Raw genomic sequence first — 20,954 nt, 5'->3', positions numbered from 1 at the left:
ACGCAGCGCAGCGCGTCGCCCTCGCGACGTGGTGCGCTGCAGAGCCGGGCCCCACGTCTCCGCATCTTCGCGTGCCGCCTCCTGGGTCCCGGCTCTGCGCAGCAACGCCAGGAGCGTTGCAACGCGTCCGGGACACAAGAGGGACGCACGCCGCAGCCACAAACTCGTCATTGCGAGCGCAGCGAAGCAATCCAGGCTGCCTCCGCCGAAAGACTCTGGATTGCTTCGCTGCGCTCGCAATGACGACGTTGATGCCATGCACGATCGCAATGAAGATCATCTGGCGCCGCCGGCCTGCCTTGGGGCAAATGCGCGAAACCCTAAAGAAGAACTTAACGCTTGCGGCCTACCTTGGCCCGCCATGACTGATCAGGTCGTCCACAGCGCGGTTCAATCGTTTTCGGCACGTGCAGCGCTCCCTTGGGCGGTGGGGCTGTTGCTCTATGCCGTGCTGCTGGCCATCGGGCCGCGGCTGCTCGGGGATCCCGACAGCTATTCCCACATCGAGGTCGGACGCTGGATCATCGCGCATGGCACCCTGCCGACGAGCGACCCGTTTTCATTTTCGAAGCACGGCGCGCCATGGATCACCTTCGAATGGTTGTCCGAGGTCATCTATGCCGCCGTCTTTGCGCTGGCCGGCTGGCCGGGCGTCGTCGCCATTGCCGCCGCGGCGATCGCGCTCGCCTTTGGCCTGCTCACGTTCTTCCTGCTGCGCGAGCTTTCGCCGGCCCTGACCATGCTGATGGTGATCACGGCCATCGTTCTGCTGGCGCCGCACATGCTGGCGCGGCCCCATGTCCTCGTGCTGCCGCTGATGGTGACCTGGGCGGCCGCGCTGGTTCGCTGCATGGACCGCAGCACGCCTCCGCCCTATTGGGCCCTTCCGTTGCTGGTGCTGTGGACCAACCTGCATGGCAGCGTGGTGCTGGCGCTCGGGCTGATCGGCCCGGCGGTGCTCGAGGCGCTGCTGCGCGAGCAGCGAAGCGAGTGGCCGCGCGTGCTGCTGCGATGGCTGCCCTTCTCGGCGCTTGCCCTGGCGGCGTCCTGCCTGACGCCGCACGGCCCGGAACCGCTGCTGATGCCGCTGACCACGCTCGGCCTCGGCTCCGCGCTCGCCTGGATCGCGGAATGGCGGCCGCAGGATTTCAGTCATGTCGGCGGCTTCGAGCTGCTGCTGCTGGGGAGCATCTTCGCGCTCTCGCGCGGCGTGACGCTGCCGGTCGTGCGGACCCTCGTGGTGATCGGCTTGCTGCATTTCGCGCTGGCGCAGATGCGCAATGCTGATCTGCTGGCCATGCTGGCGCCGCTCTATCTGGCGGCCCCGCTGGGCCGCACCTTCGGTGGGCCGAGCGAGAACGAGACCGACGGCTCCTCGCGCGGCTTGAATCTCGCCGCATTCGGCGTCTTGGCCGCGATCAGCGGCCTGGCTTTGGCGCGCGACATCCGGCCCGCGCCGATCATCACCCCTGAGGCCGCCATCGCCCGAACCGGCCTCGCCAAGGCGGAGCGCGTGCTCAACGATTATTCCTTCGGCGGCTATTTGATCTATGCCGGCATTCCCACCTTCATCGATGGCCGCGGCGAGCTCTACGGCGGGCCGTTCATCGACCGCTACAACCGCGCGCTGGCGCTGGTCGACCTCGGAGATCTTCTCAAGCTGCTCGACGAGTACAAGATCGGCGCGACGCTGCTTGCGCCTGGCACACCGGCCGTTGCGTTGCTCGACCGGCTGCCCGAATGGCAGCGTGTCTACGGCGACGATGTGGCGGTCGTGCACAAGCGGCGGGCGACGCCGCAATAATTCAAGCGGTCCCGAACGCGGCGTATTGGCCGCCGAGCCAAACCCCGCTCAGCGCTCCTTCGAGGCGCCGCGCCGGTTTGGTGTCCCAGGGTAGCAGCAGGAAATGCCGCGCGCCGATCTCGCGCAGGCCGCTCGCCGCCATCAGCTTCCGGGTCGTGCCGGCGCCGAGCAACACGGCGTCCCGGTCGAACTCGCAGCGCGCAACGGCCAGGCGCGTCAGCGGGTTGTAGGGATTGTGCTCGATCACGCAGACGAGCCCGCCGGGGCGCGTCACGCGCCGCATCTCGGCCATGAACTGCGCCCATTCGGCCGGCACGATATGGTGCATCACGCAGATGGCCGTGACCAGGTCGAAGCTGGCGTCGGCGAACGGAAAGGTGCGGCCGTCATACTCCCGGTAGTCGGCCGCAGCGTTGTGAGTGCGCGCCTGAATCAGGCTGGCGGACGAGACGTCGATGCCGCTGAGGCGGCCGACCATGCCGTGCAGCAGCGGATGAAGGCTGCCGACGCCGCAGCCGACGTCCAGCATGTCGGGCCTTTCCGCGCCGAGCCGCTGCGCGATCAGATCGCGCAGCAGGTCGGCCTTCGCGCGCATAAAGAAATCATGCGGCAGACCCGAGAAGTCGATCGAGGATTGGACCACATCACGGTAATTGTCGTGATAGCCGTCGAACAGTTCGGCCATGCGCTGGGTCACTCGTTGACGGCGTGGATCGCGGGTGTCGCCGCGGTCTCGCCCCGATTGAATCCGATGCGTGCCTGCACCACGTAGAGCGGACGGCGTTTGACCTCGGCATGGATGCGGCCGACATAGAGTCCCACGATGCCCGTCATCAGCATGTTGATGCCGCACAGCAGCGACACGACGACGATCGTCGAGGACCAGCCGGTGACGAGATGGCTGTCCTTGCTGAGCCACAACAGGACCACCCAGCCGCCGTAGAGCAGCGCAAGTCCGGAGACCGTCAATCCGCACCAGATCGCCAGCCGCAAGGGCAGATCGGAAAAGCCGAGTGCGGCGTTCACCGCGAGGCGGACCATCTTGAACAGCGGGTATTTGGTTTCGCCCGCGGCGCGCTCGAGGCGATGGAAGGCGACTTCGGCCTGACGGAAACCGAGCCAGGCGATCATGCCGCGCACGAAGCGATCCTGCTCCGGCATCTGCATGAGCGCGTCGAGCACCTTGCGATCGATCAGGCGGAAGTCGCCGACATCGGCGGGGATGCCGACGGAGGACATCCTGCCCAGCAGCCGGTAGAACAGATGCGCGGTCGCACGCTTGAAACGGCTTTCGCCCTCGCGCGACAGGCGGCGGGCGTGGACGATGTCGTTGCCTTCCTTCCACTTCGCGATCAATTGCTCGATCACTTCGGGCGGATCCTGCAAATCGGCGTCCATGACGATGATAGCGTCGCCTTGCGTGGCGTCCATGCCGGCGGTGATGGCGATCTGATGGCCGAAATTGCGCGACAGGCCGATATAGCGAAAGCGCTCGTCACGCGCGGCAAGCGCCCGCAGCACGATCGAGCTGGAATCGCTGCTGCCGTCGTCGACGAAGATCGCTTCGGCCGGCCCGTCCAGCTTGGACATGACCTGGTCGAGCCGGCGCAACAGCACCGGCAACACCGCTTCCTCGTTGAACACGGGGATGACGAGGCTGTAGCGGATCGATCTGGAATTGGCCGCCATGCGAAGGAGTCCGGCTGGGGTTGCAGGGGCGGAAGTCTATGAGCAGGTGGTTAAGGTCGCCTTGCCGCAACCGTTAAGGGTCTATCGCCCGGAACATGGGTGAGGGCGGCGGACGGGAATGGTGAAGTGCGGTTAACCACGCTTCTGCGGCCGCGGCTTCGCGCTAGGGCGTGCGGCGAATCCTGTAGAGGACGAATCGCTTCGAGGTCTCCAGCACCTCCAGCCGATCCGGCAGCGGATTTGCGGCCGGCGATCCCAGCACATAGAGGTAGTCGAAATCCCGGTGCCAGGTGCGGACGAATTGCGGAGCGTCCGCCGCCGGCTGGCCCATCGCGATCGCGGCAAGCAGGCCCGACGGCACCGGCCCGCCATAGGGAATGGCAATATTGCGCACCGCCTCGCGCGGCCGCACCGGCTGCTTGCCCGTTTCGGTGAACAGGTTGGGCACGAACGCGTCGGCATAGTGCACCGCCAGCGTCGGCGCATAATACATCGGATAGGAGGTGAGGTCGGCGAAGGGCGGATCTCCCTTGTCGTCCGTGCTGCCGACGAGAACGCGCGAGCCGCGATCGATCTTCTGGAACGAGGCGATCATCGCCGCATAGTCGGCGCGGTAAGGCAGCCAGACCGCCAGAACGACGGCGACATTGAGCAATATGATGCCACTGATCGCAGCGAGCGCAGCCATTCTCCAGGCCCGGCTCGGCAAGGACAGCGAGCAGAACGCCGGCAGGATCAGCGCCGCCGCGGGAATCATGCGAAGGTCGACGAACGAGGTTCCGAACAGTTTCGAGGGAATGACGAGGTAAAGCAGCGCGAAGCCGATCGCGAGCCAGACCCCCGCCGGCTCGAGCCTGAGAACGCCGCGCCTTGCGGCGAACAGCAGCGAGATCATCAGCGCCAGGCCGGTTATCGCCGCGATCGTCAGATTGTAGCCGTTCATGATACGCAGCGGCCAGACCGGCTTGAATGCGGCGAACCAGCTGTTGCCTTCGCTTCCGATCGAGCCTGCCGTCACATGCATGATCGCAAGCAGCGAAAGCGCCGGCAGGGCGAGCGCGCCGAGCCGCGCGGTCGCGATCGGATACGCGACTTGCCCTCGGCGGATGCGCGACAGTTCGAAGAGGCCAAGCGTCGCGCCGTAGATGCCGAGCGAAAAGAAATGCGCTACATAGAGCACGGCGACGAAGATCAGATTGGCGGCGAAGCGCAGCGGCCAGGGGCCCTCGGCGAGCATCAGATAGACGGCGATGCCCCAGAGCGCGAGGCCGAGCCCGAACTCGAAATTCACGAAGCCCCAGCTGAACGGCAGGCAGTAGAGGAAGGCGAGCGCGGCGAAGCCGGCGAGATGGATGCGCCCCTTCCTGACCCATTCGAGCAGAAGCGCACCGGTGACGATCAGGAATTGGCTCAGCAGCAGAAACAGCCGCGTGGCGTCCTCGACGCTCATCAGCCGCGCCAGCTGCGGCACCAGCAGGTCCATTCCGAGGTTGGGATAGAAGGCCCACCTCACCTCGTAATACGGATTGGCCCCCGGGGTGCCGTTCTGGCTCAGAATGTACATGCGGGCGAGGTGATTGGGATAATCGACCATCGCCGGAATGGGCGTCAGCAGCACCGGAACAAACGAGACCGCCGCCAGCATCGCAAGCACGATGATCGTCACGGCTCGGTCCGGGTCGGGACGAGCCGGATCTGTCAGGGTCTGCTTGCTGGAAGGAACCATGTGATGGAGGCGCTGAGGCCGACGACGCGCGCTGGAGCAGGTCCTCACTTCGCAGGCGCCGCGGTGACGCCGTCTGCAGTGTCGCGCAAATGGATCACGGCGATGCCGTCCGCATAGATCCGCTTCCAGCCCTTGAGCTGGTCGAGGATCTGCGGGCCCGGCGCATCGGCACCCAGCAGCGTCGCGTCGATCTTGTACTCGTCGAGCAGACGCGGCAGCAGCTCGGGCTTCTTGCCTTCGGTTGCCTTGAAGAAGTCCATGATGAACTTCTCGCCGTAGAGCTCGGCACGGCCGTCGACGAAAACCGGGATATCGCGCGAGATCAGATAGCCGCCGAACTGGTAGGCGTTGAAGACGCGCTGCACCTTGCGTTGCTCGAGCAGATCGACCGCCGCAACCGGCGTCTGCGTCATGGTGAAGGTGAAACGGTGGTGCCCCATGTAGAGCGAGGTCGAGGTCCAGCTTGCCGCTACGATCATCAGCGCGCCGAGTGCTGTGACGGTGCGGCCCGGCCAGCTTTCGGCACCGGCGGCCTCAGGCGCCGGCTGCGGGAACATCTCGCCGAGCGGCTTTGCCAGCACCAGCGGCACCAGGAATGCAAATGCCTCGATGCTCCTGACGTGGCTCAGCGCGCTCCAGGTCAGGAACAGGATCAGGAAGATCCGGGGCGCCGACAGCACCAGGCCGCGATAATAGCCGAAGGCGATCAGGGCGAGCAGGGCGCCTTCGAACGGGGTGAACGTGGCGAAGTTCGCCGGCATCCATTCGAGGATCAGCGTCAGCAGCTCGCCGAGGCTGAGGATGTTGGTCGCGCCCTGCAGCGTTCGCCAGCCGTACGGCGTGCAGCAGCTCGCGATCAGCGCCCCGATTCCGAACAGCACCCAGCGCATGAACAGGGCAAGCCGCCGCCCCTTCTCGGCATGCTCGACCGCTTCGAGCGAGATCGGGCCGATCAGCGCGAGCCCCAGCACGAAGCCGCCATGCAGGTTCGCCCAGAGCGCCATCAATGGCAGCCAGGTCCATGACGGCGCGCTCCTGCGGTTCGCAGCCGCCATCAGCAAGCCGACCCACGCCACCATCACCGGCAGCGCCAGAACATGCGGGCGCGCGAGCACGTGATGGATCGACAGCAGCAGCGCCAGCATCGCGAACAGCACCGCGCGCGGGGCTTCGAGATGCGCCTCGAGCAGATGGACGAAGATTGCGACGGTGAGCGCGACGGCGGCCGCGGTGAGGATGACGGGACCCGCCCAGCCCCATTGCGCATGGGAGAAGGCGAACGCGACCTGCGACAGCCAGGACGTCGAGATCCACGGCGCGCCCGTCCGCGTGAAGGAATAGAAGTCGATCATGGGCATGGCGCGGTGATCGAGGATCCATTGCCCGATCTTGATCTGCCAGAACGAGTCGGAATCCTGAAGCAGCGTGTCGCCGAGGAACAGGAAGAACAGATAGGCGCCGGCGCCGACGCACAATGGCACCAGGGCGCGTGCGCGGCCCTGCACCGCGATGCTGTTGGCGAAGGAAAGGGACATGCCGCCTCGTCGTCCTGGTTGTTCTTGCCGGTCCGGCCATGATCCGGACCCGGCGGGCTGCGTGCGCACCATCTCCCCGCGCTTCAGTCCGAGCGGGCGGCATTGGACCACGCCGGTCATAACTTCGGGTAAACCGGCCGCGCCAGACCGGCGTCATATATTTACAATTTAACGGATTGTTTCGAACTTGGATTTACCATGGGCCAATACACGCAATCCGCTCAGTGTTTACGCAGTCGAATTAACTGCGGCGCAATTCTTTGCCTCTACGTTTCGTTCCCATGGTCGGGCGGCGCTGGGAAGCCGAAGAGACCAGATCAGTTGTAGCCTCGTGTACTCATTTGGAGCACTCTATGAAGAACCTCGTTGCGCGTTTCATGAAGGATGAATCCGGCGCCACCGCCATTGAATACGGCCTGATCGCTGCCGGCATCGCGCTGGCGATCATCACCGTCGTCAACAACCTCGGCACCACGCTGAACGCCAAGTTCACCTCGATCTCGACCAGCCTCAAGTAAGGCCGGACGACCAGCGAAATAGCGAAGAGCCCCGTCATCGACGGGGCTCTTTTGCTTTGCCGGCATCGGCGCGAGGCGCGACGATCGGGCTTAAGCCTCCTTCAAGCCACTCGGGTGTATGGCTTGAACGCATCTGCGTCAGCGTATCGCGTAAGGAAGCCGCATGGCCGAAGCTTCGTCCGTCCCGCCAGCCGTCGGCCGTCACGATGCGGTCCCTGCGATCCTCGTCAACATCTCCTTCGTGCTGGCGATCGTCACGCTGGCGTATTTTCCGACGGCCTATCTCACCCATCTCTGGATCTTCGACGCCGACGGACGCGGCATCCCCACTGATTTCGTCAATGTCTGGGCGGCCGGAAAGCTGGCGCTCGAGGGGCATCCCGCGCAGGCCTGGGATTGGGACATTCAGAAGCAGGTCGAGCTTGCACTGCTCAAGCAGGATTTCGCCGGCCATTTCGCCTGGCACTATCCGCCGCCCTTCCTGTTCGTTGCGTCGTTCCTTGCGCAATTTCCCTATGCAAATGCGTTCATCGGCTGGGCCGCGTTCAGCATGGTGCCCTATCTCGCCGTGATGCGCGCGATCATCGGGCGCAATGCGGGCCTCGTGATTGCGGTTGGATTTCCGGCCGCCTTCCTCAACATCCTGGTCGGGCAGAACGGCTTTCTCACGGCATCGCTGATCGGCGGCACGCTCTATCTGTTGCCGGCACGGCCGGTGCTGGCCGGAATCTGTCTCGGCCTGCTCAGCTACAAGCCGCAATATGGACTCCTGTTTCCGCTTGCACTGCTCGCCGCCGCCGAATGGACCGTGCTGTTCACCGCCGCAATCGTCACCGCTGCGATCGCTGCAATGTCCTGGTTCGCCTTCGGCACCGAAAGCTGGCAGGCGTTCTTCCACTGGATCCCGATGTTCTCCCAGGCCTTCCTGACCGAAGGCAGGGCGCCCTGGTTCAAGATGCAGAGCATCTTCGCGCTGGTGCGCTATGTCGGCGGCACCGAGCAGCTCGGATGGATCTTCCAGTGGGTGTTGACCGCAGCTGTGGCCGTCGTGCTGGCCGTGGTGTGGCGGAGCCGGCTGCCCCACGCCCTCAAGGCGGCGATGCTCGCGACGGCGACGCTGCTCACGACGCCCTATCTCTTCATGTACGATCTGGTCGTGCTGGGCATCGCGGTGGCCTTCCTCATCCGCGCCGGACTCGACGAAGGTTTCGCACGCCACGAGGTGATGGCGCTGGCGCTCGTCTTCGCGCTGCTTGCGAGCTTCCTGTTTCTCGGGCAACCGGTCGGCTTCCCGGCGATCCTGATCGTGTTCGGGCTGATCCTCGGACGCTGTGCAGCCTGGCGGACGGCCGAGGCCGCATCGGCGCAGCTCGCGATCACGCGAACGAGCTGAGAAGTTCGAAAGCGGTCTGCCGGCTCAAAGCCGGAGACTGTCGGCTGAGCGCCCCATGTGGCGTCATCTAGTCCTGGAGGGGAGCGAGGGTAAACTGGAAGACGGCGCCCCGCGGTTTATTCGCGGTGACCCACAACCGTCCGCCATGAGCCGCAATGATCGACCGACAGATGGCAAGCCCCATGCCTAGGCCGTCGGACTTGGTCGTGTAAAATGCGTCGAAAACACGTTCCGCACTCGTCGGCTCGATCCCCGGGCCCGAATCCCGTACAGCGACGAGCACGCTGCCTGCAACGTCTCTTTCGGTACTGATCTGCAAATCCCGCTTGCCGTCCTCAAGGCTATTCATGGCTTCCACGGCATTGAGGATCAGATTTAGGAGCACTTGCTGCAGCTGAATGCGCTCACCTTCGATTTGCGGCAGATCCTCAGCGAGTTGCATCTGTACCGAGATTCCATGCCTCACCGCCTCGCTCCGGACCATGGCGATGACGTCCAGAACGGCTGCGTTGACGTCGAGCCGACTTTTGGGCACCGGCGCTTTCCTGACCATATCGCGGATCCGGTGGACGATGTCGCCAGCTCGTTGGCAATCTGTGACAATGTGGTGGAGGGACTCGCGGCCCTTGCCCAGGTTTGGCGGGTCCGCGGCGAGCCAGTTCAAGGCGGCGTCGGCGTTACTAAGCACGGCCGAGATCGGCTGATTGATCTCATGGGCAATCGAGGCCGTCAGCTGGCCCATTGTGGCGACGCGACTGACATGAGCGAGCTCGACTTGTGTCCTTTGGCGTTCGACAATGCCTTTCTTGAAAACATTGACCGCGGCCGCCATTGCGCCGATTTCGTCACGCCGGTCAATTCCGGGCACGTCGATGCTCGTGTCTCCCTTGGCAAGCGCCGCCATAGCCCCGGTCATGCGTGTGATCGGCTGCGCGATCGCGCGTGTGAGTAGTATGCCCATCAACACTGCGATCATGAGTGAGGCTGCGGCGCCTATCACGGTTGCCGCGTATGCGGTAGCATATGCCGAGTTCTGTACGGCGTCGCGCCTTGCCAACAGATCGCGCTCAACCTTCTCGATTTCGCGCGCCTTGGCGCGGATTGCGTCCATGGCAGCTTTGCCGGTCGCCCCCTCCAACGTGCGCGCCTGCTCCCGAGTCGTGGGATCCGCCATCAGCGTGATCTCCCGCTCGGCGGTCTCGACGCGCCACGTCATCGCCAGCTTGTTCAATTCATCGAGACGACCCTGCTGGTCTGGGTTATCCGAAGTCTGTTCTCTCAATTTTCGGATTGCCGCGCTGAAGTCGGCGCTGCCTCTGCGGTACGGGTCCAGGAATTTCTCGTCGCCGCTGATCAAATAGCCGCGTAGGCTAGTTTGTTGATCCAGCGCTGCGGCTACTGCCGCCTCTAGCGTGTCCAACACGTCGGTGGTGTGGACCCGCCGGTTTTTGGCCTCTTCGATCACGCTAAGTCTGTCGTAGACGATTGCGCCGCTCACGAATATGACTGCTACCACGGCTGCAAATGCCGCCATCAATTTGTGCAAAATCAGTAGACTTGAAAACTGGGGCACCTGACCCTCAAGGCCGAAGTCCGCGACCGACCAGACAGCTAGCTCGAGATTGCTCCCAAGCGATGGCATTCGCAAGAATTGGTATGGGACCGTGACGGGGCAAAGCGGCGCAGCCTCCGGAGTGGAGCGCAGTCAGTGTCTCGCCGGGCAAGGGGGAAATTTTGCCGTGTCGTTGGACGCAACAGGGCCGTCATATCGACGCGACCTTCATGACATCCAATGTCCCGCGAATGATCATCTCAAGCGCCACGTAGAGAATGACGGCCAGACCGACGTAAGCAATCCAGCGATGAGTCTCCAGAAGGCGGGCAATGAAGGAAGCGGCCATTCCCATCATCGCGATGGAAAGGCCCAAGCCGAAGATCAGGACCAATGGATGCTCCCGCGCAGCCCCTGCGACGGCCAGAACATTGTCGAGAGACATGGAAGCGTCGGCAACGATAATTTGCCAACTCGCCTGGATGAGTGTTTTGCGAGGTTTGCTTTCCGGGATTTCTGCAATTGTCCCTTTCCTATCGGTGGGGCCCGAGGGGGACGTGCGCAACTCTCGCCACATCTTCCAGCATACCCACAATAGCAGGATCCCGCCAGCGAGCGGGAGGCCGACGATCTGCAGGATCTGCGTCGCTGTCCCGGCTAACAGAAGGCGCAGTATCGTCGCGGCGACTATACCGATCAAAATCGCCTTGCTTCGTTGGGCCTGAGGAAGTCCCGCCGCGGCAAGGCCGATGACGATGGCATTATCGCCGGCGAGCACAAGGTCGATTAGAACGACCTGCAAGAGTACGCTAAGAACATCCGTATTGAGGGAATCTAACACGGATCATGGTTCCCGATGCCAGGGAAATGGCAACTCCGAGCGATGGTCGCATACGTTCTATGGATTGACCGATGCGCGTTACCATCCAAAACAGAGCGGCCAAATCAACTCTAGTCCGACGTCGGCGGCAATCAGGGCGCCAGGTGACGATCTCCCAAAACGGCGTCCGAATGTTGTCCGACCGGCGCCCCGAAAAGCATTGCGACTTGATCTGGTTCGCCAAAAATCGCTGTGGCGCAACACATCATGGTGAATGCACCTGCGATATCCCAGAGCGTTACATGTTCTGGCGTTACATGTTCGGGCTTTGCCCAAGCCAAGAGCGCGGTGATCATCGCGTCTGAGAAAAATAGAAGACTGAGCGCTGGTAAGACGAGTTGGGAATCCAGCAGGAGGATCATAAAGAGGGCGGGAGTCGCGACCAGGATGCTCAACAACGCGAATAAGCAGAATGTGTCCCGCCAAGGCGCATTCCTGTTCCAACTTGCATGAGAAGCGATCATTTGATCCTCCTGCATACGAGCGCTTTACGTAGGAGCCGTCTACTCGTTGAAATATCCGGTCTACTTGGGCGTTTTCCGCCTCTCAAATGAATGTCTTGTTGTCCTATGCCGCCGACCCTCAATCAACGTAAGAACGCCAGCGGTCGTTACGGCAGCGATGACAACGGCTGCCAGCCCCTCGACGGAGGCCAAGGTCTCATACCATTTGTTCCAAAGCTCAATCATGTGCTGGCCTCTTTCGAGAGCGCACCCACGATCGACAGATTTCACCGTTTAAAAGACGACCCTTGCAGTCAGAAGCACAATGCTACTGATGGTCGCGCGCGTTTTGGCCGCGCGGCAACATGACCGCGATCCGTTTGGCCCGCACGCGCTCAATCTTTCTACTGGAACGTGCCCGAACTCCGGCCGATCCGCCTGCTTGTTCCGCTGAGTGTGGACCCGTTCGATAGCATCGAGTCACATGCCGGCTCGTGGATCAACACGAGATCTATGGCTGAAAATGCTCATTGACGATGGGGCTGAGTCTCTGGGTGGTGTACGGGCGGTATCTCGTCCAACTTGCGTCCGCTCTTTCCTCAACAAGTGAAGTCAATGTTGATTTCCCACATTTGCCTTTGGGCCAGAAGCGGCGGTCAGGTCCTTGAGTCAACTCGAAACCGCAGCGGCCCGCCGGTCGGGGATCGAACCGGCTGTCCGATACCAAGAAGATTGCCTGAGCTCTGAGACGGGGCTGTATCTCTTGCCAACCATCATCTTCTTCGAATTCTATTTCCTCACGAACGACCTGTTGGCCCTTCTTTGCGAGAAGTACGAGCTGGACTTCGGGCTACGTTTCTCCGAGGTGCCATTTAAGTTCGACCTCAAACAACCTTGGCATAGCCATTCCGCTCAGGACGAAGCTCGTTCAGCTGTATCCCCTCACTATTCTGCTCGCTCTGCTTGGATTGGTTGTCGCGCTGATGACGCGGCAATAGCGTCGGTCCCTCAGTTCAGCAGCGGATCAAAGGCGGCCTTGGCCACTACATTGCCCCGTTCTGGTCAGCCGTCGGGAAGCCGGCTTCGCGGCGCGATGAGCCAGTGTCAGCAACGGGCCTAAGAGACGACATCGACCAGGATTGCGAACTGAGCGCTCACTTAGTTGCGCGCGCTCCCGCTGCACTTAAAGGCCGCCTTATCATCTTCCAGCAATTCGATGGCGCATCGGATCATCGCCAGACTAAGCGAGTCCAGCCCCGGTGCTATCAACCTGCGGAACCGTTCAATCTCGTTGTCTATGTGGTCGCACTTGTCGCACATGTGCATCCCGCGGCTTGGAGGCGGGAGCAACTAGCTCTCAGTCACCGATAGTAGCCCAGGGATTCGAAAAGGTGATCGACGTTAAAGCCGTTCTCCCAGCGGCGTTCCTGGAAAGCCACATGGAAATCTCGATCAGCCGCTAGACGTCGCATCCAATGGCATACCATCTCGAGCAAAAACGCCGCCCGCTTAAATAGAGCGCAGGCGGCGGCTTACCAGCCCCCGGGAGGGTGAGAGTAAAATCCCGATGAAGGTTGGTCTCCACGTGGCGTGTGAAGTTCATCACGTCGGACAAAAAGCGAGACCTAAATTCAAGTTGGCGGCTGTAGTCCCGGCGAGGTCAGCCAGTTGTTGATCTCTCCGGCAACATCGATCTGACGGGCTTTCCGCAGAAGCTCCGTGCGGCGGACGCCAGCGGGCATCCCTTTGGCTTGTAGGCGCAGGTTGATCGCCTCTTGCGCGAGGCGGTATTCGAATGTCGAGGATTGTCCTTGGGACCGTTTAGCCGGCATGTTTGACGCTCCGCTGCGGGGTTGAGCGGGAGCGCAAGTTGCGTTCACACCACCGATAGATGCTATGGGCCGTTCGATGGTAGTGGGACAGTGCGCCTTTATTTGCCCGATAGCGAGCGCTTTGTTCAGTTTCTGGCAAGAACTATTCGCTGGAAGCTAGCCCTCTGTAATGCGGTACTGGCCGGGCGCACCTCTCTTGCAATTCTCCGCCCTGGCCCCCGGGCTTTTGTGATCCGCACTTGCGCCTTGCGACGCCGGCGTCGAGAGGCAACGTGCCGAGGACAGAGGCAAAATTCAAATTGAGGAGCCGCAAACCGAGCGCTTCTATTGGCGTTGCTGATCTCTGAGCGATCGGCTGATCGCTCGTTCAACTGCGCTGACAGCCTCCGCTCGATTGAAGGCAATTCCGGTTCGGGGTGACCGACCGTCTCGCTCAAACGACCATTTCCAGCCGGGCGGATTGATCGTCTGGACCACTGTGTATTTAATGCCCTGATGTTCCATGCGCCATCATGACTCCGGGCCGAAGGGACCGTCCTCGATTACTCAGCATCGTTTGAAGTCTTCTTCGAACGGTCGACGCGGACCGATTTGAATTCCGCTGGCCCGTCAAGCAGGCGCTGTTTTCTCGCCGATTGGTCCTTAGAGCTTGCGGAGCGGTCAGCCCTGCCATCCAAAACCGTGCCAGCCAGATGAAGAGCACGCTTTTGCTGGCGGACCACTCGGCGACCTTTAGCATCATCGCTCGTCATCTTCAGGCTCTCTCAATTGGCGCACATGTTCGGAAGCGAAACTCAGCAACCCCGGCAAATATTCTTCAGCCTCGCGGCGGTTCGAGCGTCTTCCGCAAGAAATGGGTCCTTGGGGCCTGGCGATGAGTCGATGCCGGCTTCGGTGGGCTTCCTGGCTTTTGGAGGAAATGCCGCATCGTAACAAGATAGGCGCGCGTTGCTGCTTTCGATCGCACGGCAATTCGGCTCCGCGGCAAAAGCTGCCGGCGTGTAGAGGCCCAATACCGATGCCAGCAGAAGCGCCGCGGTCCAAGTGCCTGTTCGAACCATCCTCATGCTGAGCACTCCATAGCTATTTGGTTTTACTCGCCCAGGTGGGGCTCTCGCCGGTCCAGGCCGGAAGAGCATCCCATTCGGACCAACGCATTCGCCGCTCTTCACCTCCGACCCGCACGAAAACAAAGGGCGCATCGTCCCGGCCACTCTTCGAACCAACGAAGATTGCCGGAACCCCGTAGGCATCCCTGATGATTGCCGTGTTTGCCATTTTGGGCTCCTGTTTGCCTTGAACTGACTCAACGCCCCGGTTTGCAGGTCTGACGCATCGCTTGACGGACTTACCGCTATAAAAGGGCGGTCACCGCAATCAGCAGTACGAGGAAGAGCGGTACCAACAACGGTGGTACGAGCCACTCACGAATGTCGAATTTGTCGGAATTTGACATCTGACCGCCTTCTCTTGGGTTGAGGCGGGAGCACAACGCTCTCAGTCACCGATAACAGCCACGCAGCGCGCGGTGATGGGAACTGTCTAGCAGTCTTCTAACCGATTAGCGAGATCAATCTCAGCCGCCTGGTACCCAATCGCCTAGGCGAGCGCTTTAGACAAGTTCATCGGTCCACACCTTGAAGCTGACGAGCGTGTTGGGTCCGAAAGTGTGGGCGATCGGAACATCCGCCGCATCGCGGCCTTGCGCGATCAGGACGCGGCCGATTCGCGGAGTGTTGTTGCGTGCATCGAATGTGTACCAGCGGCCGCCAAGATAGGCTTCGAACCAGCCTGCAAAGTCCCCTGGAGCGTGGGGCGGCGGGATACCGATGTCGCCGAGATAGCCGGTGCAATAGCGCGCCGGAATGTTCATGCAACGGCAGAATGCAATGGCAAGATGCGCATAGTCGCGGCAGACGCCCTTGCCCTCGTTGAATACGTCCCAAGCCGTCATGGTGGGCCGCGCGTGCGCGTAGCCGAACGCGATGTGATTGTGCACGAAATCGCAGATCGCCTGGACCCGTGGCCAACCCGGCGCTGATTTCTCGAACAGCTTCCATGCGATGTCCGAAAGCCGATCGGTTTCGCAGTAGCGGCTGCCGAGCAGATAAACGATGGTATCAGGTGGAAGATCCTCGACCGCGTATTGCGTAGCGGAAGGCGCGATCACATCAGGCAAGCCGCTATCGCGCACTGTACCGTTGGCGGAAAGGCGCATGCGGCCGGCGGGCGCAACGAACCGACTGCACCAGTTTCCAAAGCCGTCTCGGTATGGCGAGATCGGCACGGAAGGCTCCGTGACGAGGTAATCCGGCACGATGATGTCGGATGCACGGGTGAAATGCATGCCGACGACAGCAATCAATGGTGTGACTTGCTGGAATTCGTAGATCATTTCGAAGCCAACCTGTATTTTCATGCTGAGGGCCTGTCTGCATTAACTCGATTGGCTGCGGGATGATCGTGTCGGCAACGGCGGCCGGCGGTCCGATGACAAGCCTAGTCGAGCGCGCCCGAGGTGTGCAACGGGCCAATCGGCCACATGGCAGGCTGCTCGGAGAAGAGAGCAGTCGCTAGCTGAGGATGCCCTTAGCGCCAATTGAAGAGATTGAACGCGCCATGCGCGGACGTGATAAAAGGCGATGCTAGCTCTCATCCGACGGGTTTTGCGGACACGTTTCTTAGGCAGCGGGAGCCTAGGGCACCGAAGACCAAAGCGGCCATTCACTGGGGCGAAGCAGCATAGTAGTCTTGCACCAATCTATGGTCGCGTTGGGGCTGATGGCTTTCAAGATTACGCTTGCTTGCGGTGGGATTGATGCTGCTGTCGGAGCAATAGCGGCACAAGACATCCAAACTGAATTCCGAGATCACCGTCGATGGCACCGAGACGTCCACTGTCGCTACGAAAGCGGGACTCTGATCCTATGCGGCACGAACGATTTTGATGAAGCCGGGCTCGCCCTTTTAGACGAGTTTGGCGACTGTCTCTCCGCGTATCTCAATGACCACGGTGCTGTTCGCGTGCTCGCCGTCGAGGCCGTGTGAACGCGACGCCGACCGGCGTTTGCAAGGAGTCTGCAGCGGGACGAGGCGCAACTTAGTTCATGGGCCAAAAGCGGCGGTCACGTCCTTGAGTGAATTCGAAACCGCAGCGGCCCGCCGGTCAGGATCGAACCGGCTGTCCGATACCAAGAAGATTGCCTTCGCTGTCGCGGAACCACGCGCCTCGCTCAGCTACACCCTTGCTGGCGTAGTTGCCGGCTATGTCGGCGATCCCGTTCGCTGTCTTCAGACCAGGCAGGTCATATTCCTCGAACTTGACTCCCCGCGCCCGAAGCTCGCGCACTGTTGCTTCGAGATCCTCTACTTCCCAGCCCATCTGTGTATGCGTGCCGGATTGCACCCCGGCCGAGATGAATATCGCAAACTCGCCAGTTGCGCAGACGTAGCGCAATCCACCCTCACGCTGTTCGGCCGGCTCGAGACCGAGTTTTTCGGAGTAGAAGGCCCGAGCGCGCTCCAGGTCCTTGGCTGGAAGACGGGCCGCCACTTTCGCGTTTCTGAGCATCCCTTCTCTCCTTCTGCATTCTAAGCGCCGGTCGCATCACCGCTCGGTCAAGCCGAAGTCCGCTCGGAATGCTACCCGCGACGCTCCGTCGCATTTTGTGATTGAACATTAACCTGTTTAATTTATTTAATTCCACTCGGTATTATATGGTGCCGCTGAGGGACTTGGAGAGAGTGCAATGACGACGGAACGAGAAGATGATGACCGGCGGGAGTTTCTGAAAACCTGCGGCAAGTTTGCCGTGGTGACGCCTCCTGTTATCACCGTCTTGCTGTCCACGTCCCTCACCAGCACAGCCATCGCCCGCTCGGGCGGCGGCTTGGTGCATGGCCCGCGGGGCAATAACGGCTATGGCAATGGCGGCGGTGACGGCAGCCCCAACGGCAAGCCTGATAAGGATCGCTGACAAGCTGAGGCGGAAAACGCCAAGGCGAGGGAACGCTTTGCCAATTGCCAGGTTTTCCCGATGCCCTTCCCCAAGGGCACCGCCAATCGGCCCCAGCTTCATCCCCATTGCCCCCAGAAGCTGGGGCCATTTAACTAGGTTCCGAGAGGAAAGGGCCGCCAATTGGGGCAGCCTTAGTTCTTCGTCAGTGGCTTCTTTGGCTCCGCGGGGGCAATCTCAATATCAACCGGGGGCAACTCGCCCGTGCGGTCCTTCAGGTCGGCCGCTCGCTGGATCAATCCCGACGCCACCTGCGGGTCCTTTGTTGTTTTTGCCATTCGCAGCAGCGTTGCTGCCGCCTCTCGGGCGAAGGAGGTGTAGCGCGGCACGTCTTTTTTATCCCATCCATGGCCCCCTGGGATGAGTCGGAAACCGCGACTGCGTTCCGGTGCTTTGTACAAAAATGTACACAGGCGACGAAAAGAACTCAGCTCCGGGGCTGGGGTCCGTCGAAATCCAAGACGAAAGCCCGCGCGCCACTGACGCAGGCTTGACGCCCTCGTCCGCTCACCATGGCGCTTCACGCATTTGCATCTTGTCATTCACCCTGAATAGTTGTTCAGTCCTTGCGGGGCGATTTGCATCTTTTGCGTGAGAAGCGTTCGGCCGCAGGGCGTGCGGCCGGCGTGGTGGGACAGGAAGCGCGCCATGGTTTATCGGCGGACGCATCAAGTGGTGAAGCGCCTTGCGGCGCGGCGCAGCGCAATTTTGGCGGCGGCGCGGGAGGCGGCGGCGGAGGGCGGGATGGCGGCGGTGCAGATCGCGCCGGTCGCGGTCCGGGCCAATGTCGCAGCCGGCACCGTCTACCGCTATTTCCCCTCCAAGGCCGAGCTGATCTCCGAGCTCATTGCCGAGGTCTCCCGCGACGAGCTCGCGGCGATCCGAAGGGCGGCGGATGCCGCGCCGGGGCCGTCCTCGGCGCTGGCGGCTGCGGTCACCACGGTGGCGGTCCATACGCTGTCGCAGCGCAGGCTGGCCTGGGGCATCCTGGCCGAGCCCGTCGATGTCGATGTCAGCGCCTCCCGCCTGGCCAGCCGGCGCGAGATCGCCGGCGAGATCGCCTCCCGGATCGACGCTGCGGTGCGCGCCGGCCATCTGCCGGCGCAGGACACCGCGCTCGCCGCCACCGCGCTGCTTGGGGCGCTGCATGAGGCTCTCGTCGGGCCGCTCGCGCCCGACAGTCTCGAAGATCCCGTCAAGATGCGCGATGCGGTGCAGACGGTGACGCTGCTGGCGCTGCGCGCCGTCGGCGTCATGGACGCCCGCGCCCGCGGCCTCGTGGTCCAGCAGACGCTGCTGCCGACGACCAAGGCGCTGGTCGGCGCGTAAAAATCGCGCCGCGCGTGCGGTGGCGACCTGATCGCGCTCAGGCCTTTGCCTGAGCATGCCTTTTCGTAAAACCCCGGCAAGATCCGGCCAAGCGGCCGGCTACTGTGCATGGGGTTGTTTTTCGACTTTTTGTTCGGCAGCCCCCGGCGGGCCTCACATGTTCGCGTCGCCCTCGGGGCCGACCGAGGCGATGCGCACCATGTTGGTGGTGCCGGGGATGCCGAGCGGCACGCCGGCGACGATGATCACGCGCTGGCCGGCGCGGACGAAGCCGTCCCGGAACGCGATCTGGCCTGCACGGCTGACCATGTCGTCCTGGTCGCGCGCGTCCTCCGCCACCACGCAATGCACGCCCCAGGTCACCGCGAGCCGGCGGCCGGCGGTGATGTTCGGCGTGATCGCCACGATCGGCGGCTTCGGCCGCTCGCGCGCCACGCGCACGGCGGTCGAGCCCGACGAGGTCCAGCAGATCAGGGCGGGCAGGTCGAGCGTCTCGGCGATCTGCCGCGCGGCGTCGGCGATGGCGTCGCCTGCGGTGGTTTCCGGCGCCGGACGCTGCGCGGTGAGCACGGAACGATAAATCGGGTCGCGCTCGACCTCCTCGCCGATGCGGTTCATGGTCGAGACCGCCTCGACCGGGAATTTGCCGGCCGCCGATTCCGCGGACAGCATGATGGCGTCGGCGCCCTCATAGACCGCGGTGGCGACGTCGGAGACCTCGGCGCGGGTCGGCACCGGCGACTGGATCATCGATTCCAGCATCTGGGTCGCGATCACCACCGGCTTGCCGGCGCGGCGCGCCATCCGCGTCATCTGCTTCTGCAGGCTCGGCACCCGCTCCAGCGGCAGCTCGACGCCGAGGTCGCCGCGGGCCACCATCAGCGCATCGGAAGCCTCGATGATGTCGGCGAGGCGGTCGATCGCCTGCGGCTTCTCGATCTTGGCCATCACGGCGGCGCGGCCGCGGATCATCTTCTTGGCCTCGATCACGTCGTCGGCGCGCTGCACGAAGGACAGCGCGATCCAGTCGACGCCGGTGACGAGGGCCGCCTCGAGGTCGGCGCGGTCCTTGGGCGTCATCGCCGAGACCGGCAAATCGGTGTCGGGCAGGCTGACGCCCTTGCGGTCGCTCATCTTGCCGCCGACCACGACACGCGTCACCGCATGCTCTTTCGAGGTCTCCTCCGCGATCAGCCGCACCTTGCCGTCGTCGAGCAGCAGCGCATGGCCGGGCCTGAGCGCGGCCAGGATCTCCGGATGCGGGAGATGGACGCGCGTGGCATCGCCCGGCGCCTTGTCGGAATCCAGCGTGAAGGTCTGGCCGTTCTGGAGCTGGATCGCCCCTTCGGCAAAGGAGCCCAGTCTCAGCTTCGGGCCCTGCAGGTCGACCAGGATGCCGATCGGCCGGCCGTAGCTAGACTCGACGTTGCGGATCGTCGCGACCAGCTCCCGCATCTTGTCATGCGGTGTGTGGCTCATGTTGATGCGGAACAGGTCGGCGCCGGCCTCGAACAGGCGGCGGATCATCGCGAGGTCTGAAGAGGCCGGTCCCAGGGTCGCGAGAATCTTGATACGGCGAAGACGCCTCATGGCTTATTTCCAGGCGGGGGTGGCAGGCCGGGCGAGCCCGGGGGCGTAGCACCGGGCGGGCTATTGGGCAAACCCGGAACCCCGCCCGGGCCCACCGGGCCGGGCAGGCCAGGCACGCGTTGCTGCGCCGGCTGTTCGTTGGCGTCGGTCAGCTGCACCGTCCAGGCCCGCTGCTCGCCGGTGTCGACCTCGAAATAGCCGGTGCGGTCATAGCCGCGCGCCAGGCAATCCTCGGTGCCGCGGATGGTGAACTCCTTGTCGCGCGAGCACATGAAGGCCTGGCCCGACCATTCGCCGCCGCGGTCGTAGTCGATGGCGTAGATGTAGTAATAGCGGGCGACCAGCGTGCCCCGCAGCAGCGTCTCGCAGGAGCGCGACGAGATGTTCCACCAGCCCTCGGTGGTCCAGCCCTCGGCGTCCTTGTAGCCGAGCGCAATGCCGACCCGGCTCGAGGTGTTGTTGCAGAGGCGGAAATCGGCGGAGGCGGGGCTGGCGGCAAGGCACAGCAGAGCGACCACCAGCACCGGGACCAACCGGGCGAGCAGGTAAAGCGGGGAGCGGGGAGATTCGGTCGTCATTGTCGCGGAAGCTATACCAGATCATTGACGATTTGGCGTTGGGCCGGGGCCAGCCCGGCCGTGGCCCCT

At 62.8% G+C, this 20,954-nt stretch carries 19 protein-coding genes; 6 read left to right on the top strand and 13 right to left on the bottom strand.

What is annotated here, in order from left to right; genetic code table 11:
* The first annotated feature begins 361 nt into the window (after positions 1 to 361).
* Positions 362 to 1,804, top strand: a complete 1,443-nt coding sequence (locus XI05_RS17510) for a hypothetical protein (protein ID WP_271503873.1) — start codon at positions 362 to 364, stop codon at positions 1,802 to 1,804.
* Between the two features lies 1 nt (position 1,805).
* Here XI05_RS17510 and XI05_RS17505 read toward each other — a convergent pair whose 3' ends face one another.
* From XI05_RS17505 to XI05_RS17490, 4 genes are all read right to left on the bottom strand, one after another.
* Positions 1,806 to 2,489, bottom strand: a complete 684-nt coding sequence (locus XI05_RS17505; RefSeq protein ID WP_271503870.1) for a class I SAM-dependent methyltransferase — start codon at positions 2,487 to 2,489, stop codon at positions 1,806 to 1,808.
* A gap of 8 nt (positions 2,490 to 2,497) precedes the next feature.
* Positions 2,498 to 3,493, bottom strand: a complete 996-nt coding sequence (locus XI05_RS17500; RefSeq protein ID WP_271503867.1) for a glycosyltransferase family 2 protein — start codon at positions 3,491 to 3,493, stop codon at positions 2,498 to 2,500.
* Positions 3,494 to 3,656: 163 nt separating this feature from the next.
* The gene (locus XI05_RS17495) at positions 3,657 to 5,219 is read right to left on the bottom strand and encodes a hypothetical protein (protein ID WP_271503866.1); all 1,563 of its coding nucleotides are present in this window, start codon (positions 5,217 to 5,219) and stop codon (positions 3,657 to 3,659) included.
* 44 nt (positions 5,220 to 5,263) lie between these two features.
* Complete coding sequence (locus tag XI05_RS17490) at positions 5,264 to 6,754, bottom strand: hypothetical protein (protein ID WP_271503863.1); 1,491 nt, start codon at positions 6,752 to 6,754, stop codon at positions 5,264 to 5,266.
* Positions 6,755 to 7,107: 353 nt separating this feature from the next.
* On the opposite strand from XI05_RS17490, the gene XI05_RS17485 reads away from it, so the two are divergent.
* Together XI05_RS17485 and XI05_RS17480 are read left to right on the top strand one after the other, a co-directional pair.
* Positions 7,108 to 7,272: a Flp family type IVb pilin gene (locus XI05_RS17485; RefSeq protein WP_172784770.1), complete on the top strand. Its 165-nt coding sequence runs from the start codon at positions 7,108 to 7,110 to the stop codon at positions 7,270 to 7,272.
* A 163-nt stretch (positions 7,273 to 7,435) separates the two neighbouring features.
* Positions 7,436 to 8,665, top strand: coding sequence for a glycosyltransferase family 87 protein (locus XI05_RS17480; protein WP_271503859.1), 1,230 nt, complete (start codon positions 7,436 to 7,438; stop codon positions 8,663 to 8,665).
* 67 nt (positions 8,666 to 8,732) lie between these two features.
* On the opposite strand, the gene XI05_RS17475 is transcribed toward XI05_RS17480, so the two are convergent.
* From XI05_RS17475 to XI05_RS17450, 5 genes are all read right to left on the bottom strand, one after another.
* Positions 8,733 to 10,238, bottom strand: a complete 1,506-nt coding sequence (locus XI05_RS17475; RefSeq protein ID WP_271503856.1) for a CHASE3 domain-containing protein — start codon at positions 10,236 to 10,238, stop codon at positions 8,733 to 8,735.
* 190 nt (positions 10,239 to 10,428) lie between these two features.
* Complete coding sequence (locus tag XI05_RS17470) at positions 10,429 to 11,058, bottom strand: TerC family protein (protein WP_271503853.1); 630 nt, start codon at positions 11,056 to 11,058, stop codon at positions 10,429 to 10,431.
* Between the two features lie 131 nt (positions 11,059 to 11,189).
* Positions 11,190 to 11,561 carry a hypothetical protein gene (locus tag XI05_RS17465; protein WP_271503850.1) on the bottom strand — a complete coding sequence of 124 codons (372 nt, stop codon included), beginning with the start codon at positions 11,559 to 11,561 and terminating at the stop codon, positions 11,190 to 11,192.
* Between the two features lie 2,894 nt (positions 11,562 to 14,455).
* Positions 14,456 to 14,650, bottom strand: a complete 195-nt coding sequence (locus tag XI05_RS17455) for a hypothetical protein (RefSeq protein ID WP_271503846.1) — start codon at positions 14,648 to 14,650, stop codon at positions 14,456 to 14,458.
* Positions 14,651 to 14,984: 334 nt separating this feature from the next.
* Positions 14,985 to 15,791, bottom strand: coding sequence for a transglutaminase-like domain-containing protein (locus XI05_RS17450; RefSeq protein ID WP_271503842.1), 807 nt, complete (start codon positions 15,789 to 15,791; stop codon positions 14,985 to 14,987).
* A gap of 362 nt (positions 15,792 to 16,153) precedes the next feature.
* Here XI05_RS17450 and XI05_RS17445 point away from each other — a divergent pair, with 362 nt between their 5' ends.
* The gene (locus XI05_RS17445; protein ID WP_271503838.1) at positions 16,154 to 16,420 is read left to right on the top strand and encodes a hypothetical protein; all 267 of its coding nucleotides are present in this window, start codon (positions 16,154 to 16,156) and stop codon (positions 16,418 to 16,420) included.
* A 118-nt stretch (positions 16,421 to 16,538) separates the two neighbouring features.
* On the opposite strand, the gene XI05_RS17440 is transcribed toward XI05_RS17445, so the two are convergent.
* Positions 16,539 to 16,943: a VOC family protein gene (locus XI05_RS17440; protein ID WP_271503835.1), complete on the bottom strand. Its 405-nt coding sequence runs from the start codon at positions 16,941 to 16,943 to the stop codon at positions 16,539 to 16,541.
* A gap of 178 nt (positions 16,944 to 17,121) precedes the next feature.
* On the opposite strand from XI05_RS17440, the gene XI05_RS17435 reads away from it, so the two are divergent.
* Positions 17,122 to 17,349: a hypothetical protein gene (locus XI05_RS17435; RefSeq protein WP_271503832.1), complete on the top strand. Its 228-nt coding sequence runs from the start codon at positions 17,122 to 17,124 to the stop codon at positions 17,347 to 17,349.
* A 173-nt stretch (positions 17,350 to 17,522) separates the two neighbouring features.
* Here XI05_RS17435 and XI05_RS17430 read toward each other — a convergent pair whose 3' ends face one another.
* Positions 17,523 to 17,717 (bottom strand): hypothetical protein, encoded by a 195-nt coding sequence (locus XI05_RS17430; protein WP_271503830.1) that lies wholly within the window; start codon positions 17,715 to 17,717, stop codon positions 17,523 to 17,525.
* A 319-nt stretch (positions 17,718 to 18,036) separates the two neighbouring features.
* Here XI05_RS17430 and XI05_RS17425 point away from each other — a divergent pair, with 319 nt between their 5' ends.
* Positions 18,037 to 18,717, top strand: a complete 681-nt coding sequence (locus XI05_RS17425; RefSeq protein WP_271503827.1) for a TetR/AcrR family transcriptional regulator — start codon at positions 18,037 to 18,039, stop codon at positions 18,715 to 18,717.
* A gap of 153 nt (positions 18,718 to 18,870) precedes the next feature.
* Here XI05_RS17425 and pyk read toward each other — a convergent pair whose 3' ends face one another.
* Both pyk and XI05_RS17415 read right to left on the bottom strand, forming a co-directional pair.
* Positions 18,871 to 20,307 carry a pyruvate kinase gene (gene pyk / locus XI05_RS17420; RefSeq protein ID WP_271503825.1) on the bottom strand — a complete coding sequence of 479 codons (1,437 nt, stop codon included), beginning with the start codon at positions 20,305 to 20,307 and terminating at the stop codon, positions 18,871 to 18,873.
* Positions 20,304 to 20,885: a DUF1036 domain-containing protein gene (locus tag XI05_RS17415; protein ID WP_271503822.1), complete on the bottom strand. Its 582-nt coding sequence runs from the start codon at positions 20,883 to 20,885 to the stop codon at positions 20,304 to 20,306. Before XI05_RS17415 ends, pyk begins: the two co-directional genes overlap by 4 nt.
* Positions 20,886 to 20,954: the final 69 nt, after the last annotated feature.

It is taken from the genome of Bradyrhizobium sp. CCBAU 11357 (genome assembly GCF_028128865.1).
Lineage (GTDB): Bacteria > Pseudomonadota > Alphaproteobacteria > Rhizobiales > Xanthobacteraceae > Bradyrhizobium.
This window is presented reverse-complemented; position numbering and strand designations above follow the sequence as displayed.